This is a genomic window from Rhodopirellula sp. UBA1907 (assembly GCF_002337565.1).
Lineage (GTDB): Bacteria > Planctomycetota > Planctomycetia > Pirellulales > Pirellulaceae > Rhodopirellula > Rhodopirellula europaea.
Genome location: NZ_DDGH01000033.1, coordinates 54,144 through 68,755 on the forward strand (window position 1 = coordinate 54,144; position 14,612 = coordinate 68,755).

15 protein-coding genes are annotated in these 14,612 nt (G+C 56.6%); 2 read left to right on the forward strand and 13 right to left on the reverse strand.

All coding sequences use genetic code 11. The features are described 5' to 3' along the window. The first annotated feature begins 75 nt into the window (after positions 1–75). Positions 76–1,338 carry a zinc metallochaperone GTPase ZigA gene (zigA, locus tag B2R17_RS07400; protein ID WP_286763459.1) on the forward strand — a complete coding sequence of 421 codons (1,263 nt, stop codon included), beginning with the start codon at positions 76–78 and terminating at the stop codon, positions 1,336–1,338. 96 nt (positions 1,339–1,434) lie between these two features. On the opposite strand, the gene B2R17_RS07405 is transcribed toward zigA, so the two are convergent. The 9 genes from B2R17_RS07405 to B2R17_RS07445 form a co-directional block, all read right to left on the reverse strand. After that, a complete protein-coding gene (locus tag B2R17_RS07405; protein WP_286763460.1) occupies positions 1,435–1,827 on the reverse strand; it encodes a GxxExxY protein in 393 nt (130 codons plus the stop codon). A gap of 349 nt (positions 1,828–2,176) precedes the next feature. After that, entirely contained in the window at positions 2,177–2,833 is a 657-nt protein-coding gene (locus tag B2R17_RS07410; RefSeq protein ID WP_286763461.1) for a Uma2 family endonuclease, read from the reverse strand. A gap of 61 nt (positions 2,834–2,894) precedes the next feature. Beyond that, positions 2,895–3,602 carry a sulfite exporter TauE/SafE family protein gene (locus B2R17_RS07415; protein ID WP_286763462.1) on the reverse strand — a complete coding sequence of 236 codons (708 nt, stop codon included), beginning with the start codon at positions 3,600–3,602 and terminating at the stop codon, positions 2,895–2,897. Between the two features lie 11 nt (positions 3,603–3,613). Then, positions 3,614–3,979: a DUF192 domain-containing protein gene (locus B2R17_RS07420; protein WP_286763463.1), complete on the reverse strand. Its 366-nt coding sequence runs from the start codon at positions 3,977–3,979 to the stop codon at positions 3,614–3,616. Then, the gene (locus tag B2R17_RS07425) at positions 3,976–4,896 is read right to left on the reverse strand and encodes a type II secretion system F family protein (protein WP_286763464.1); all 921 of its coding nucleotides are present in this window, start codon (positions 4,894–4,896) and stop codon (positions 3,976–3,978) included. The genes B2R17_RS07420 and B2R17_RS07425 overlap by 4 nt, the downstream gene beginning before the upstream one ends. Then, positions 4,893–5,786: a type II secretion system F family protein gene (locus tag B2R17_RS07430; RefSeq protein WP_286763465.1), complete on the reverse strand. Its 894-nt coding sequence runs from the start codon at positions 5,784–5,786 to the stop codon at positions 4,893–4,895. Before B2R17_RS07430 ends, B2R17_RS07425 begins: the two co-directional genes overlap by 4 nt. Further along, positions 5,783–7,183, reverse strand: coding sequence for a CpaF family protein (locus tag B2R17_RS07435; RefSeq protein ID WP_286763466.1), 1,401 nt, complete (start codon positions 7,181–7,183; stop codon positions 5,783–5,785). The genes B2R17_RS07430 and B2R17_RS07435 overlap by 4 nt, the downstream gene beginning before the upstream one ends. Then, the gene (locus B2R17_RS07440; protein WP_286763467.1) at positions 7,180–8,394 is read right to left on the reverse strand and encodes an AAA family ATPase; all 1,215 of its coding nucleotides are present in this window, start codon (positions 8,392–8,394) and stop codon (positions 7,180–7,182) included. Before B2R17_RS07440 ends, B2R17_RS07435 begins: the two co-directional genes overlap by 4 nt. Then, positions 8,391–9,461 (reverse strand): Tad domain-containing protein, encoded by a 1,071-nt coding sequence (locus B2R17_RS07445; protein ID WP_286763468.1) that lies wholly within the window; start codon positions 9,459–9,461, stop codon positions 8,391–8,393. The genes B2R17_RS07440 and B2R17_RS07445 overlap by 4 nt, the downstream gene beginning before the upstream one ends. 324 nt (positions 9,462–9,785) lie before the next feature. On the opposite strand from B2R17_RS07445, the gene tnpA reads away from it, so the two are divergent. Then, positions 9,786–10,229 carry an IS200/IS605 family transposase gene (gene tnpA / locus B2R17_RS07450; RefSeq protein ID WP_422662595.1) on the forward strand — a complete coding sequence of 148 codons (444 nt, stop codon included), beginning with the start codon at positions 9,786–9,788 and terminating at the stop codon, positions 10,227–10,229. Positions 10,230–10,555: 326 nt separating this feature from the next. On the opposite strand, the gene B2R17_RS07455 is transcribed toward tnpA, so the two are convergent. From B2R17_RS07455 to B2R17_RS07470, 4 genes are all read right to left on the reverse strand, one after another. Then, positions 10,556–12,334: a hypothetical protein gene (locus B2R17_RS07455; protein WP_286763470.1), complete on the reverse strand. Its 1,779-nt coding sequence runs from the start codon at positions 12,332–12,334 to the stop codon at positions 10,556–10,558. Positions 12,335–12,412: 78 nt separating this feature from the next. After that, positions 12,413–13,468 carry a TadE/TadG family type IV pilus assembly protein gene (locus tag B2R17_RS07460; RefSeq protein ID WP_286763471.1) on the reverse strand — a complete coding sequence of 352 codons (1,056 nt, stop codon included), beginning with the start codon at positions 13,466–13,468 and terminating at the stop codon, positions 12,413–12,415. Between the two features lie 39 nt (positions 13,469–13,507). Then, a complete protein-coding gene (locus B2R17_RS07465) occupies positions 13,508–13,933 on the reverse strand; it encodes an A24 family peptidase (protein ID WP_286763472.1) in 426 nt (141 codons plus the stop codon). Between the two features lie 144 nt (positions 13,934–14,077). Then, positions 14,078–14,413, reverse strand: coding sequence for a Flp family type IVb pilin (locus B2R17_RS07470; protein WP_286763473.1), 336 nt, complete (start codon positions 14,411–14,413; stop codon positions 14,078–14,080). Positions 14,414–14,612: the final 199 nt, after the last annotated feature.

Consider the following 14,612-nt stretch of genomic DNA (forward strand, 5'->3'; position numbering starts at 1 on the left):
CTTCCAGCCTGTGGAAGACCAACACAAGCTGGAAGCCTATGCCACACCCAACCCAACCACCCTCTTGAAACTCCAATGAACCCAACCGATCCAACAACGCCCCAAGCAGAACGTCTTCCTGTCACCCTGCTTTCCGGATTTCTCGGAGCCGGCAAGACGACGCTGCTCAACCATATTCTGACCAACCGCGAAGGCCTACGAGTCGCGGTGATCGTCAACGACATGAGCGAAGTCAACATCGACGCGGCGTTGGTCAAATCCGGTGACGCGAATCTTTCGCGAACGGAAGAACAGCTCGTCGAGATGTCCAACGGTTGCATCTGCTGCACGCTTCGCGAGGACCTACTCATCGAAGTTCGCCGGCTCGCTCGTGACGGTCGCTTCGACTACCTGCTGATCGAATCCACCGGCATCTCCGAACCGATGCCGGTCGCGGAAACGTTCACCTTCGAAGATGAAGAGGGTGACAGCCTGTCGTTGGTTGCCGAACTGGACACGATGGTGACCGTCGTCGACGCAGGCAACTTCATGAAGGATTTCGGTTCTTGGGACGATCTCACCGATCGGCGTTTAGGTCTTAGCGAAGAAGACACTCGCAACATTGTGGATCTGTTGGTCGATCAAGTCGAATTTGCCAATGTCATCGTCGTCAACAAAACCGATTTGATCTCGCCGTATGAACTGGAGCAGCTCAAACAGATTCTACGTCAACTCAACGCCGAGGCCAAAATCCTGACCACGACAGAAAGCCGCATTGAGCTATCCGAAATCATGGGCACCGGGCTCTACTCTCTAAGTGAAGCCGAGGAGCAACCGGGATGGTTGGAGGTACCTCGCGGGGAAGAAGAAACCGAGACCGAAGAATACGGCATCTCGAATTTCGTCTATCAAGCCCATCGTCCATTTCATCCCAAACGTTTGACCAGCGCTCTGGACGCCGACATGGAAGAGGGTTTGTTCACCGGAGTGCTTCGTAGCAAAGGATTGATGTGGATCGCGTCGCGACACGATTGGGCCTACGACTGGTCGCAAGCCGGGTGCTCGATCCGCATGAACCCAGCCGGTTTCTGGTGGGCAGCCGCACCGGAAGAGGAATGGCCCGACGATTCCGAGTCCATTGAAGAAATTCGATCCAAGTTCGTCGGCGAACATGGCGATCGCCATCAAGAACTGGTGTTCATCGGAAACGCGATGAGCCAAGAACGAATCACCCAGATTCTCGATGACTGCTTGCTGACGGACGTTGAATTTGCTCAGGGCCCGGAAGCCTGGACGAACATGGAAGATCCATTGCCGCCCATCGAACTGGAATATGACGAAGAAACCGCAACCACGTGAGTGAGATTCGCCACAGAGGCACAAAGGCCACAAAACGCAACAACACAAACGAGCAAGCTCTTTGTGCCCTCCTTGTCTCAGCCGCAAACCCAAATCCTACATCTTGAATTTCCTGATTTGAAATTTCGCTGATCCGAAGTTGACGAGCAGCCCGTGACTCAGCGTGGTCGCTTTTAGATAGCCGAGGATTTGTGCAACATGTTTGTCATCGATTCCTCGAGCGGCTTTGATCTCAACCACCAGAATTTCTTCGACGACAAGGTCTAACTTGTATTCGCCTAAACAAAATTGGTCGTCATCAAACACCTGCACCGGCACCTGCTTTTCACAGCGAATACCCGCTTTAGCCAGACGATGAAGCAATCCGTTTTCGTAAATCTTTTCGAGGTAGCCGGTGCCCAAATAGACATGCAAATCGTAAGCGATCTGTCGAACTCGATCGCAAAGCTCTTTGACTCGCACGTCACTCCAGTCTCGATTGACACTCATCTCCTAGGCCTATTCAAAAACATGGTGCATAAACAGTTTCGCGACAGAGGTCTTGACCACAAAGTCTATCTTCCTTTGTGACCTCTGTGCTTTTGTGGCCAAAATCATGGCGGTGCAACACAAATGAGCTTCGCCACAGAGACACAAAGAGCACAGAGGTTTTGGCTACAAAGTCGATCTTTCTTTGTGACCTCTGTCCCTTTGTGGCCGAACAAATGCGGTGCAAGACGACAGTTGGCTGAGTTTTGAGGCCCCGCTACGACCGATTGTTCCATCGCGTGTGCGGAAACCAACCACCGGTCCGACCAAGCCAAGTTGGTAACCGCCACGCGGCGGGACAAATTTTCAATTACCGGAACAGCGTTTCAACCGAGAATTTGATCTCGCAGTCGTCGCAGACACGAAAGGCGACCGAATCGTTCAAGTTTTCAGTTTGATAACCACCGTCGTCTTGGCGTCGATCGAGAACAACCGTTTTTTCTTGTGGGTCAACAATGAGGTACGCGGCGATGCCGTGCTGGTGATAGAGCTGTCGCTTGTAGCCGAGATCGTTCCGTCGCGTGGACTCCGAAAGCACTTCCACAGCGACTGCGGGAGCCTTTTCCAAATGCCGTTCGGGTGGATCGCCGCAGACAACCATCACGTCCGGTCGCACAACGGTATCGTCACTGACAATCCAATCCAGCTCCACCAATGCTTCGGCATTGCAATCAATTTCTTCGACCGCGTTGCCCAGCAATCTTGCAATCCGCGAGACCAACGACTGATGCCGACCAAATGGGCTGGGGCTCATCGCAATCGCAATGCCTTCCCACAATTCCCAGTCACCCTCCCAGTGCTGATAGTCGCTTGCCGTGTAATGCGGTGAAAACTCGTATGCACTCGACATTTTTGATCCCTCGTAAATGCGTCCCCTCAACCGGGCGGCCCGCATGAATGCAGCGGAGACGCTGAAATAGCCCGGCTGCCCACTGGACCAGTGCCCGTATTCTAGCAACGATTTCATTTGACCGAGAGTCGAGACTTGGCAATCGCGATTTCAACCGCAATCGAATCCCCAGCAGCGATCAAGCGGTCCAAGCAAGTCGACTGCAGTAGAAAACGCCGACGCAAAGAATCAGCCCTGCACGCAAATACGGCCAGGGTAGCTTTCCGGGTCGGCTGTCTTCGCGAATCAGGCCGCCGCCGAATCGTTGCAGCAAAATACCGACCAGCGTCAGACTGCTGGCAATCCCGGCAGCAAACAAACCGATCACCGCGTACGCCGCGACTGTCGAACCAGTCGACATGCTGGTGAAGTAGGCGGCCAAGGCCGAGGGACATGGAAGCAGCCCAAAGGCGATGCCCAACAACGCACTCATCGAGTAGCTCGACCGCTTGGACACCGGCTCGGCATCGCAACTGGCGTGCGGATGTGACTTGCACCCACACGCCATTGGCTTCGCCCGCCAAGCCGACCACAGCATCCAAATCCCCACGCACATCACCAACGCGGCACTGATCAACTGCAGTGATTGCGTGACCACTTCATCATCATGATGATGGTCGCCGGTCACCAAGTGATGCGTCAGGTGCACCGCCATGGCGATCGCAATCAACGAAACGGAATGAGCCAAACCACTGGAGATTCCCATCACGATCGGGTGCCAGAAACTTCGACGCTCGCCAGACAGATAGACCAGCATCGCGGTCTTGCCATGCCCCGGTTCCAGGGCATGCAAAGCACCAAGGAAGAACGCAAGTCCTAACGTCAGTTCATGGGAATGAGTGTGCATGTTTTTCTCGCCTACTGACTGCGAGGACGTCCTTCGAGACCGCTGACAATTTTGAGCTTCCGACCGACCGCCCAATGCTTCGAAGCCGATGACATTTCAATTACTGACTTGGTACCCGGAGCACAAAGGATGGCTTTCCAAGGGCGAACCTGCTTGCGAAGTCCAACGACGCATAACTCTTGGTCCAACATGACCACGTCGATCGGAAACCGCATGAAACATGTGTGGAGCGACGAACAAGGCGTGATCAACAATCCGGTATCAGCCGGCAGCGACGATCGAAACTGCAAGCCTTTGAATCGTCGCCAAAAGGTGTCGGCGACTTCGACTTGGTTCAACAGAACTTCGTTCGTAGCCGCGTCAATCAAGTGTCTCATCCTCCACCTCCCGTCAACGAATCAACGATTCGCAGCAACTGGGTGAAGAATGGACCGAGAGGCCAAACGAACAAACCAGGCAGGAAACAAACCACCAACGGAATCACACGTTTGGTGGCCAATGACTGTGCGAATGCCATCGACTTTTCACGCCGTTCGGCACGGACATCTTCGGCTTGCAATCGCAATGTTTCCGAGACACTGGCCCCCATTTGTTCGGACTGAATCATCGCGGCGGTGAATCGGGTGAGCGGTGGAACATCCAACCGGCCCGCCAACCTACGAAACGCAACACTCCGTCGCATGCCACCCAGCAAGTCGCGTTGAAACCCGCGGCATGCACTGGCCAACACTCGATCGGGACGCTGAGTCCGCTGCCAACGATCGAGTGCCGCATCAAACCCTAGCCCACCTTCCGAGAGCGTGGCCCAGAGGTCCATGGCAAGCGGCAGATCACGTGACACCTGCAACACCCGAGCACGGCGTGATGCTCGCACCACCAGGATTGGCAGTGACGCAAGGATGATCGCAATCAACCAAGGCGAAACAATCACCACCGGCGCGAGCATGCCCGACAACCCACCGGGAACAGATTCAATCCCTACCAAAAAGACTTGTTGCAGCCCTGACCAGCGAAACAACAACGCACAACAGATCCCGCTGAGCAACATCAAGACGGTCGCGGCAATCAACAACGTCCCCGCGGCCGGTGTGCTGTATCCAGCCAGCATCATCCGCCGACGAAGCCAACTGATTTGGTTTTCCTCGATTTTGGATGAGTCCGTTCGCGTCACGTCCCGTTGCAAACGGTCCAACGCCTCACCACGCCGTTGGTACCTTCGCCAAACGGCATAACAAACGAGGATGATGCCCAGCCAAAGGACGACTACGATCGTGACTCGTAGTTGAACGCTCATGCTTTTGGCCGACTAATAGCGTTCATCCAAACGATTCCGACGGCCTGCAACACGATCGTCGCGGCGATGGCTACGGAACCAAGCGAGCTGCTGGCGAACTCTTTCATCACGTCCGGTCGGTCCAACCACAGCACCAACGCGACAAAGTAGATCAGCAACAAAACGGCAATCGTCGAAAATTGGCTTTGCGCGATATTGCTGCGGATTCGACGAGCCACCTCTTGCCGGTCACGAGCGACTCGTGCGACAGATGCAAGCACCGGAGCGAGCGAACCACCCGTTTCCCAGTGAACGCTCATGGTCGTCGAAAACAGCTCCATGGCGTCAATGGGCATCCGTCGCGCCAACTCACGAAGCACGCTGCTTCCTGAATCGCCTAATTGGATGCGTCGCACGCACCAATGGATCTGGTCTCGCAAGGGTGAAGCGGTCACCTCCGATGCCGCGGCCAGTGCCGCCGAGGCTCCCGCCCCGCTGCGCAACATTGGGATCATCATGTCCAGCAAATCAATCAACTGCCGCTCGATTCGACTGAGTCGCCAAGCGTACCACCCCGATTCAAGCTGAGCCAACAACAAGGCGATGACCACTCCGATTGCTGCCACGATCGAAAAAGGAATGGAGGTCAACAGCCCTAGCGTCAGCGAGATCAACGCCCCGATGACATATGGAACCAATCGAAGTGGCCGCGAAAGCGGTCGAATGATCTGTCGGCGATCCGCTTGTGCCAAACTCGCATCAACTGGCAACGAATCATTTGTCTGCGATAGCAAAGCGATGCTGTCACCGAGTCGATTGCCCGCCGTGGCACCGGCCAACGAACGACGCAATGCCAGCGTCGCACCGGCGAGCACGAACAAGGTGACAGCCAGAATGAGGAGGACCGTCATGACGTCGAACCACCCCCGGTCTCAAACCAAGAGGTCGGCACGTCGATGGCGCGGGCGTGCAATTTTTCAACCAAGCGAGGCACCGTTCCCGTCGCAACATGCGTTCCCTGCAGACGCTTGCCTTTCCGCCCCGAGACATTGAACCGAAAAATTTGCTGCAACTGCGGCGTGCTGCCTTCCAGTCCAACCAATTCATCCACGGATTCAACACGTCGCACGCCGTCTTCGTAGCGACGAACGTGAAAGATCAAATCGATCGCCGAAACAATCTGTTCACGAATCGCTGTTGGTGGCAACTCCATGCCGCTCATCAACACCATCGTCGACAAGCGTGAGATCGCATCACGAGGGCTGTTCGCGTGAACCGTTGTCAGCGAACCATCGTGCCCGGTGTTCATCGCTTGCAGCATATCCAGCGTTTCGCCGGCGCGGACTTCGCCGACGATGATGCGATCCGGCCGCATCCGCAAGGCATTGACAACCAAGTCACGGGCCGCGATCGCCCCTCGTCCTTCCACGTTGGCAGGACGCGTTTCCATTCGGACAACATGCAATTGATCCAAAACCAACTCGGCCGCGTCTTCGATCGTCACCACGCGTTCGTCGTCAGGAATGCTTTCGCAGATCGCACCCAAGAAAGTACTCTTGCCGCTACCGGTTCCTCCACTGATCAGGATGTTCAATCGAGATCGAACCGCGACGGAAAAGAACTCGGCCATCGTTGGATTGAACATCCCCAGCCGTTGCAATTCTTCCGCTCGCAATCGGCGCCGACCAAAGCGGCGAATTGAAAGCGTTGGACCATCCAAGGTCACCGGAGGCAGGGTCGCGTTGACACGGCTGCCATCGGGAAGCCGTGCATCCACCATTGGCTGCGACTCATCGATTCGGCGTCCCACGCGAGTCGCGATCCGCTGAATGATTCGCGTCAGGTGGTCGTCATCACGAAACTCGACCTCGGTCAGCTCAAGTTTGCCGTAGCGTTCGACAAAGACATGATGTGGACCGTTGACCAAAATGTCGGTCACCGATGGATCAGCCATCAACAGTGCCAGCGGTCCCAGCCCGAGCGTTTCCTCCAACAAGTCGTCTGCCAGACGTGAACGCTCCGAATCGTTCAGCGGCAATTGCTCGGTCTCGGCTATCTCAGCGACAAAGGCATCGACTTCCTCTTTGAGTTGTTCGTTGTTGGCCGTCAACAAACCGCGTCGATCCAGGTCATCGAGCAACTGCCCATGCAGACGTCCTTTGACCGTCACCGCTCGACCGCGACGAGCCGGGTCCGCCGCTTGCTTCGCCGTGTCTTCGGTGAGTCGTTCCGGTTGCGGTTTGCTGGTTGTCAACCGAGTCGGTCGTCCAACCTTGCCCAGCCGAGATCGCAGATTCGAGTCGCTCATGAGACGGCCTGCTGTTCAGTCACCTGATCGGACGTCACCCTTTCGGTTGCGGAAGGGCTGGGCACAGCAGTGACTTTGGCGGGATCCGATCCAACTCGGCGTAACAATTCATCGGCCAACTTTCGCATCGCACCGCCAACGCCCCACCAACGACGCGTCGAGATGACGGGGTGTCCCAGGTTCGCAGCTTCCAAAACACGACGGTCGTATTTGATCACCGCAGCGACTGGTTCCCTGAGTTGCTCCGTCACTTCGGCCGCGGACAAACTGCCCGCACAATTCTGGAACCGATTCAGGATCAACGAACGTCGATCTCGGCGAACGTCCAATTGGTCCAACGTCTTCAGCATTGCCGCGGTCCCAGTCAGCGTGGGCACGACGTTCTCCGTCACCACCGCGACATGCTCCGCTCGATCAAAAATCGCGAGCGTGGTGGCATCTAACAAAGGAAACGAATCGACGATGACCAAATCAAATGCCGATTTCGCAACACCTAAGATGATCGACATGCAGGTGTCGTCCACCTCCGATGCATCCGCCGGTGTTGGAGGTGCACTCAAGACATGCAGTCCCGACTCGTGCCGTGTCGTGACTTCACGCAGCATCGTGGCATCCAGTCGATCTCGCATGGCAGCGACATCGGCGATCGTCATTTCCGGCGTCAGGTCCAACAGAGATGCCGCCACTCCCAATTGCAGTGAAGCATCAACCAACAGCACGCGTTGATTCGTCGTGGCAGCCCAGTGAACAGCGGTGTTGATGGCGATCGTTGACTTTCCGACACCACCCTTGGTACTGGCGACCGCCAGCAACCTTCCGCGACGTCCCGATTCTGGGCGAGACCGCGCGACGCGGCGAATTACACCGGCAAGCTCTCCTGCACTGGCTGGACGTCGCAAGAAATCACGGAACCCGACGCGGACAGCTTCCACCAACAGTCCATCGCTGGGGTCGGCATCGTCATCCAAGATGCCGATGATCGGGCAAGTGATCTGGTGCACTTCGATCGCATGCTGCCAGACATCCAGCGACTCTCGCGATCCAGACAACTCGACCAGCAACAAGTCCGGTGCATCATGCCGCATGCTGTGGATCGCGGACGAAAGATCGGTGCAGAAACCGACGGAATGATCCCCTTCGAGAGCCGAGGTGGCGGCTTCCAGTTCAATCTCAAGCGAGTCCGACTGCACGACGGCGAGGAACTTGGTCATGGTGTGCCTCCGTGAATTTGTTGGCTACGGACCAGGACTGGGGCGCGAGCAATGGCTTCCCCAGTGAGCGTTCGGTTCTCATGGATCAATTCATCCGAAAGATCCACAACGTGCAAAAAGCTTGCGGATGCATTGGCCGTTTGGCATCCACTTTCGTCGAGCGAAACGGGCCTCACTTCAGTGCCGGTGACTTCTGCAAACATGAATCCGATCACCTGCCATTGTCCAGAACTCAACTCCTTTGCGATCGGGAGATAGCCGATGCCCTCGGGGTTGGTCGGCTCGTCGTTTTCGACAACCGTTCCAATCTGTTTCGGATCCACTGGATCCATGAGCGACTCACGGTCATAGGATTCCGCAGTCACTTGCGACAGCGGAATCGCTGCATCCAGTGCGGTTGGCAGCAGCCCCTCAGCATCGTCCCCAATAGCAACAACTGGAGCCAGCTTCGCGATCGTCTCGCTACGGACGGCGATGCCATCACCTTTCAAACTCAAGTCGAGGAGCGAACCGCGGCTCCACAGGTACGTCAAACGCTCGGCTGAGGTGCCTCCTGCGATTCCTTCCTCACCCGTTCGACGTAGGCGAACCAAGATCGAATTCGGGTCCTCGTCGTTTGGTTCAAACGCCGGGCTGCGGTCGTACCCAATGGGCAGACCAGGTAAATCGTCTGGCACCTCGCCACGCACATACTCACCGAGCACGATGTCGCCCGCGATGTCGTTGCCAGCATTGGGATCCAGCATCGGACGAACAGGATCACCGAGGGAATCTCGATTGATCGTTTGAGAGCTCTCCGGTTTCTCGTCATCGTTGAGGTCGTAGCCGTCTTCCAGCTCAATGCGATGTGGCCCCCAACTCTCGGACATCTCTGCTGCGCGACGAATGACAGCATCACGTGTCATCGTTTCGTCAGCTCCCATCGCCATCTGCCAACCACCTTCGATCGCAGCGGCATCGGACACCGACTGCATGTGAGCCTGGGTGAGCCGCGCCATTCCGATATCGATCAGCAGCCCCGCGATCGCCAGCAAAGCGAAGAGCAGCATCACCACCAGAATCAACACGGCTCCACGCCGAGCTTCTTTGACCCCTCCGGGGTCACGTTCATTGGCGCGTCTTAGGCCCGGAGGTGCGCTGCGCGACCCCCGGCTACCATCTTCCACCGCTCCGCGGTGGGCTGGGCTCCAGCAATGAACCGCTCTGCGGTATCCCCCACGCAACGATCCCGAAGGGATCAAAGATGGTAGCCGTGGGTCGCGAAGCGCACCCACGGACCGGGCGTCACAACGAGAGTCTCGACCCCGGAGGGGTCGAAGATCTGACAAACCTTCCCAACAACGCCGTAGAATTGATGGCGTCACTTGCCACTCAAGCCCCAAGGCTCCGCCATGTCGACGTTCTACAGCTTGCGCTACCACATCACCTTCTCCACCAAGCACCGCAAGCCCTGGATCAAGATCGATTGGCGAGATCGGATGCACGCTTACCTGGGTGGAATCGTTCGTGAGCTCACCGGCATCCCTCTTTCTGTCGGCGGCGTTGAAGATCACGTCCACTTGCTCGTCGGACTCAAGACCACGCATTGCATTGCTGACTTCATGCGGGAGCTGAAAGGATCGACCAGCCGATGGGTCCATGAGGAGATTGGTTGCGAGCCCTTTCAATGGCAGGACGGGTACGCCGTCTTTTCGCTCAGCCCATCGGCCATCCCCGAGGTTCGGCGATACATCGAAAACCAAGAAGAACATCATCGCAAGCGAATGTTCCGAGAGGAGCTGATCGAAATGCTTGATCGTGCCGGGGTGAAGTACGATCCGAGATACTTGGATTGAAGTGCGCGATGCTTCTTTGACCCCTCCGGGGCCAGGCCGGCACGTTGGACGACGTTCCGGGGGTGCGCTTCGCGACCCCCGGCTACCCTCTTTCACCGCTTCGCGGTGGGCTGGGCTCCAGCAATGAACCGCTTCGCGGTGTCCTCCACTCAACGATCCCGAAGGGATAAAAGACGGTAGCCGTGGGTTGCGAAGCGCACCCACGGATAGCGGGCAACAACGCGATGCGCGACCCCGGAGGGGTCGAAGAAATCCACTCCTAGCACCCGCGGACGAGGACAACCAGCTCGCCCCACAACTCCAGATACTTTTGCCAACTTCCCCTCTCATTCTTCCGCCCCAAACAACTGGGCTTCTCGCGAACCGCCGACGAAAATATCGGTTCGCTTGGCATCCGAAAGCGGATCGAACTTCATCACGGTCACTCGTTGCGGCGTGTCGCTCACCAAATCCAACGCGTCGACCCGCGAACTGCCCGACCGGACCGTCGCTCGCAGACTCGCTCCCACCGCGACGGCGTATTCCAACTGAGCGACCTGGTCGGGACGAACCGCGACGATCAACTTGGGCGACTCGGAATCCTTCGAGTCTTTCGATTTCCTGGCCGTTGGATTGCCTGGTGAGCGCGTTGGCATCACGACGATGACGTCGTCCGCAATGGGGTCGACCCGAGTTCGCTGAGCATCGGTGAGCTTGACGTTGGCAAAGCCACCGCGGCTGCCGCCACGTGGTTCATCGGCCGTCCGGCTCGCCACGAGATCCAGATGCTGCCCGAACTCGAATGCATCCCCACCAATCAGCCCCTCGGTATCCAAGAAGAACAAAACCCTTCCAGGAGGCGTCGCACCGGAAAGCCCAACCATCGTGCCGACGGGCATCAAGTCGCCTTCTTGAATGGGTACGGTCGCGGGAAGATCGTGACGAGGGATCCGCCCCACCAAGTCCGAAAGATCCGTGATCCAGTTCGATTGACTCGCCGTTTCGACGGAGACTTGAATTGTTCGCACGTAAGCCGTCGCGGGATCTTCAAAGCTGGTCGGCCGGATCGTTTGGTAAGCCAACAAGGTCTGCCCGGGAATTGGAACTGCAACCAGGCCGGCGGGAACATTGGTCGACGGTTGATCCGTGTCGGGTCGTCCGCTGCGGACCAAGACGTTGACGGTTGCTCCCAGCTCCAACGCCGATGTGACCGCGGAGACGTCCTCGGCGGCAACAGCCAAGACGACTTCCTCGACCGGCACACTCAACAGTCGCTTGCCCTGCGAAAGCGAAGCCGATGTTTCGGTGCTGACACGTTTGATCACCGGCGTCAGCACCACCGCTTGGCGTGCGACCAACCGGGCCGTTGTCTCTTTGTCTTGATCGCGACTGGCTCGTCCCGCATCCGCCACCAGCTCCGCGCCAGGCAATTGGCTGCCGGTCGAAAACTCAAAGCGGCTGAGTTTTTGAAGCGGGATATTGGCCACCAGATCAATCTGTTCCCCCATGCTGATGCGATGCACGCCAGCGAGCTGAGCAGCTTCCAACGTCATCGCTCGCATGCCCGGTGGAGTCGCACCGGCCAAACCGGCTGGTGTCCCACGCTCGAAGAAGTTGGCTTCGGCGAACGCGAAGCCCGATGACTTGTCGCTCTTGACGACTCGTCCAATGATGTCCGTCGCCTGCGTGTACGCACCACCCAGTTTCACCAATTGGCGACTGGTGATGACCGATCCGTCTTCGAGTTGCATGACAACACCATCGTCGGTGCGCTGTGCCAGTTGGATTCGTTTGTCGATCAACTCGCCATTGCCATCGCCATCCACAATCGTTGCACTCATGCCGCCGAGTGACGTCAGTGGAATCTCGATTCCATGAATGCCGCCCGTACGTGGATCGACCAAGTCGTTGCGTGTGACTTTGCTGTAGGCGGGGATCGTCTGCCAGTTCATTGGCAGCGAGATGGAATCGGGCCGGGTCTCTTCGACCCGCCAAAAAGCGAGCCGTTCCATGGGCACTCCAGATGCCCACAGGGAAGCGATCAGGCCACCGCCGAGAACCAAGACGACCAGCAGCAACGCCAGCAGGATTTTGAATATCCCAAAAGATGATTTTTGTTTTCGCATGATGGACTGTTGTCTTCACAGTGGGATAGGCTTCCAGCCTGCCAATCGCGCACGACAGGCTGGAAGCCTATCCCACATTCATGGAGTCAACGTTTCCTCGGAATCTTCAGTGGAGGGTAAAAACACTTCCCTGCGAAAAATGGCGTGCGACACCAGCACTCGCCGGTATGGACGAATTCCGATCGCATCGCCTGTCAATTCGGGGCTGGTCATCGCTCCATGAATGCCGAGCCCATACTTACCCCCGTAAGTTCCTGCGTAGACCGATTCTCCAAGCGGATTCTCAAACACGAGTGGTTTGCTATCGAACAGCGTGCCCTTCATTGCTTCAGGATTGAGTGGTTCGACGGCATCATCGTTGGCGACATTGGGATCACCGCCGTTCGACACAAACGCACCACGGTCTTGATAGCTGCTCAACCAAGTCGACTGGGCGGGATAGTGGACACGAAGTGCCACGACGCCTCGCATGTCTTGATTTGAATTTTCGAGAGAAAATGGTTCGGGGTTGGTATCGGGGTCATCAACTTCCTCGACCACACAAACCCAACGAATTCTTTCAGCACCACCGCCGTTGTTGTGCCCCTCTTTTCTCTCGACAACGAGAGGGATCTGAACGACGTAATCTTCCGCGACATAGTCGGGATACTCGATCCCCGACTCATCGGGCTCACCTTCAGAGCGATTCAATAATGCCCCCGGATACCGCATCAAACGACGGTAACCGCGATCATCATCGAGCGTTGGTATACGTTTATCGATAACATCGTCGCGGATGTAGAGAACCGCCAACTGCTGATTCAACAGAGGCATGCGTGGAACCACATCTTGGAAAAAGTTGTAGTCAGGATTTTCCTCTTCCAGCTCATCCAAGTCGATCACCAACCAGCGATCGTCATAGACTCGCTGGCGGACAACTTCTTGGTCGAGTGCATCCTCAAACGTTTCGTCAAATGGCAGCGGCGTTTGTGAAAGCTCCCGGGCGCCCACGTTGGCCGCTTGTTGAATTTGCCCCGCCGCATAAATCCAGATGCCGAACGTGATCACGCCACCCACCAGCATGTACAGCACCAACGCGACGAGCCCAAACTCGACGAGTGCTTGACCGGATCGTTTGCGGCAGCAACTTCGCATCACTTCGCGCTCTTCAACATGGAAACGATCCTCTTCGAATCAGACGAGGAAGTGAACGAAACCGACGTAGCCAACAAACCCCGCCGCGATGGCGGGAACATAGGCGTAGTCTCGCTCGCCGCGAAGCATCGCGATGAGAGAGAGCACGCCACCGGCGATGGCCATTCCAAACAACACAATCAAAATCCCAACAGGTCCGACCAACATGGCGATCGCGATGATGAGTTTGCCATCGCCACCACCGAGCCTCGCGAATCGAAACAAGGCGTACGCGATCGCAAGTCCAACGACTCCACCGGCCAACACCCAAACGATCGAAATCCCAAGCCAGCCGAGCAGGGAACTGACAACCGCAACGACACCAATCAAAACCGAAATCCAATCGGGAATCTCTCGAGTTTGCAAATCATGCAAGCAGGCCCAAACCAACAAGCAAGCGACAATCGATGCGACCAACAGAAACATCCGGAACCACCAAGTGGCATAGGCTTCTAGCCTGTGAGATAGGACACACAGGCTGGAAGCCTACGCCACATCAAAACAGATAAACCACTCGCGGCGAGCGTGACTCGCCGCGAGTGGATGGCATCGTAGACGTTTATGCTTTGATCACTCAGCCTCGAGGACCAAACCACCAAAGTCCGTTGGGGTGTCAAGACCAACGTTTTGCCCCAAGCGTTCACCCCCAGTTGCAATCGTTGCGGCGTCGACTTCGATCGCACCGGTAGTGCCATCCGTTGTCGTTTCAATCAGCTTGCCGCTTGTAATCGGTCCGTTGTCATCATCGTGTGCACCCGGCAAGATCGCTGCGGTTGCACCGATCAAATCGCTGGTCTTGTGACCAAACACTGAGATCGCAGCGGCACAAATCAAAGCCACACCGGCGATGATCAAACCGTACTCAACCAGGCCTTGGCCCTTCTTGTTGTTCAAAAACTTACGCATTGTGTTTTCCTTTGAGAAAACGGGTTTCAGAAAAATGTTTTGCCGCCTGACCAAAGGTTCCGCATGACCAATGCAGGCATGTGCGGCGGCGACGAACAAACCGCACACGTTGTTTTGTTAGCGGAACGGCGCGAGCCGTCCGGTGCAGTGACTCTTTCACGGATGGCTTTTGCGCTTCCGCTGCTGAATCGATCTGTCT

What these genes read in the sequence shown, in the direction of transcription:
- B2R17_RS07410 (WP_286763461.1), bottom strand. Translation starts at nt 2,833, where the DNA reads ATGAAATCGTTGCTAGAATACGGGCACTGGTCCAGTGGGCAGCCGGGC.
- B2R17_RS07430 (WP_286763465.1), bottom strand. Translation starts at nt 5,786, where the DNA reads ATGACGGTCCTCCTCATTCTGGCTGTCACCTTGTTCGTGCTCGCCGGT.
- B2R17_RS07435 (WP_286763466.1), bottom strand. Translation starts at nt 7,183, where the DNA reads ATGAGCGACTCGAATCTGCGATCTCGGCTGGGCAAGGTTGGACGACCG.
- B2R17_RS07415 (WP_286763462.1), bottom strand. Translation starts at nt 3,602, where the DNA reads ATGCACACTCATTCCCATGAACTGACGTTAGGACTTGCGTTCTTCCTT.
- B2R17_RS07420 (WP_286763463.1), bottom strand. Translation starts at nt 3,979, where the DNA reads ATGAGACACTTGATTGACGCGGCTACGAACGAAGTTCTGTTGAACCAA.
- B2R17_RS07460 (WP_286763471.1), bottom strand. Translation starts at nt 13,468, where the DNA reads ATGCGAAGTTGCTGCCGCAAACGATCCGGTCAAGCACTCGTCGAGTTT.
- B2R17_RS07455 (WP_286763470.1), bottom strand. Translation starts at nt 12,334, where the DNA reads ATGCGAAAACAAAAATCATCTTTTGGGATATTCAAAATCCTGCTGGCG.
- B2R17_RS07470 (WP_286763473.1), bottom strand. Translation starts at nt 14,413, where the DNA reads ATGCGTAAGTTTTTGAACAACAAGAAGGGCCAAGGCCTGGTTGAGTAC.
- tnpA (WP_422662595.1), top strand. Translation starts at nt 9,786, where the DNA reads ATGTCGACGTTCTACAGCTTGCGCTACCACATCACCTTCTCCACCAAG.
- zigA (WP_286763459.1), top strand. Translation starts at nt 76, where the DNA reads ATGAACCCAACCGATCCAACAACGCCCCAAGCAGAACGTCTTCCTGTC.
- B2R17_RS07425 (WP_286763464.1), bottom strand. Translation starts at nt 4,896, where the DNA reads ATGAGCGTTCAACTACGAGTCACGATCGTAGTCGTCCTTTGGCTGGGC.
- B2R17_RS07405 (WP_286763460.1), bottom strand. Translation starts at nt 1,827, where the DNA reads ATGAGTGTCAATCGAGACTGGAGTGACGTGCGAGTCAAAGAGCTTTGC.
- B2R17_RS07440 (WP_286763467.1), bottom strand. Translation starts at nt 8,394, where the DNA reads ATGACCAAGTTCCTCGCCGTCGTGCAGTCGGACTCGCTTGAGATTGAA.
- B2R17_RS07465 (WP_286763472.1), bottom strand. Translation starts at nt 13,933, where the DNA reads ATGTTTCTGTTGGTCGCATCGATTGTCGCTTGCTTGTTGGTTTGGGCC.